Annotated in this window: 2 protein-coding genes; both read right to left on the bottom strand. The window is 72.0% G+C overall.

From position 1 onward, the window contains the following. Positions 1 to 49: 49 nt before the first annotated feature. Entirely contained in the window at positions 50 to 778 is a 729-nt protein-coding gene (locus tag HUK84_RS18455; protein WP_176641532.1) for a response regulator, read from the bottom strand. Between the two features lie 59 nt (positions 779 to 837). After that, positions 838 to 1362 (bottom strand): MarR family winged helix-turn-helix transcriptional regulator (locus tag HUK84_RS18450; protein WP_176641531.1); only part of this gene is annotated, 525 nt, incomplete at its 5' end.

Genomic DNA, 1362 nt, shown 5'->3' with positions numbered 1-1362 from the left:
GCTCCCGCCGGCGATCACCGAACAGCGGCACCGACCGCCCCCCGCGCCGCTATAATCCCGGTTTCAGCACATAGCCCTTGCCACGCACCGTCTGCAGAAAGCGCGGCTCACGCGGATCGGACTCGATCCGCCGGCGCAGCCGCGTCACCTGCACGTCCACCGCCCGTTCGCCGATTTCCTCCATGTCCAGGACCCGCGCGATCTCCTCGCGCGACAGCGTCTCGTTGGGCCGGCGCGCCAGCACGGTCAGCAGCGCGACCTCGCCGCCGGTCAGATGCACGCTGCCCCCGGGGCCCTGCAGCAATCCCCGCGCGGGGTCGAATTCCAGGCCGCCCAGCCGCACCACGCGCAGATTCTCCGACGGCGCGGGCGGCGCGAAGCGGCGCAGATGCGCCTTCAGGCGCAACAGCAACTCGCGCGGCTCGAACGGCTTGCCCAGATAATCGTCCGCCCCGGCTTCCAGGCCGGTGATACGGTCCTCGGGCTCGCCCCGCGCCGTCAGCAGCAGGATCGGCAGATCCTGCCCCTCGTCGCGCAGCGCGCGGGTCAGCGCCAGCCCGGTCTCGCCGGGCATGGTCACGTCCAGCACCATCGCGTCGGGCTGCATGAACCCCAGCACCTGCCGCGCCTCCGCCGCCGACGCCGCCGCGCTGATACGGAATCCCTGCTCGGTCAGGTAACGCTGCAGCAGGCGCCGCAGCCTCGGGTCGTCATCCACCACCAGGATATGCGCCCCGGCGACCGCTCCATCCCGCGTTCCGCTGTCCCGTCCGTCCATGCCCCTCGCCCACACCCCTGCCGCCCGCGCCCCTTGCCAGGCCGCCCAACCCGACGCCTTCACATCCTGGCCCGACGCGCCCGCTCGCCCGCCGCGATCACATCTTCGAGCACGCGCCGCGTCCTGTCGTCCATAAGGCCCTGCATGACGCGACGGAACCCCTCGACCGACGCGGCGCCGACATCACGATACACGCCGACCAGCTTCTCGCGCTGCAGATCGAACAATTGCCGCTCCACCGCGGCCCCCGCCGCGGTCAGCGACAGCAGGCGCAGCCGGCGGTCCCGCCGTCCCACCTCCTGCGCGACATAATCCCGCGCCTGCAGTTCCCCCAGCGCGCGGCCCAGGCTCTGTTTCGTGATTCCCAGCAGGTCCTGCAGCGCGCCGACCGCGATGCCCGGATGGCGCCCGACCAGTTGCAATATCCGGTGATGCGCCCGCCCCAGCCCCAGCTCTTCCAGCACCGGATCGACCACCGCGCCGAAATCGCGCCAGGCCAGGGTCATCAGTTCCTGCGCCTGGCGCATCTCGTCTTCGCGCAGGAACAGCAGGCCGCTCCCGGCCCCCGCCGCTCCCGCCGGCCG

The sequence above is a fragment of the Nguyenibacter vanlangensis genome (assembly GCF_013376155.1).
Taxonomy (GTDB): Bacteria; Pseudomonadota; Alphaproteobacteria; order Acetobacterales; family Acetobacteraceae; genus Gluconacetobacter; species Gluconacetobacter vanlangensis.
Note: the sequence above shows the minus strand (reverse complement) of the source record. Positions and strands in the feature narration are given on the sequence as shown.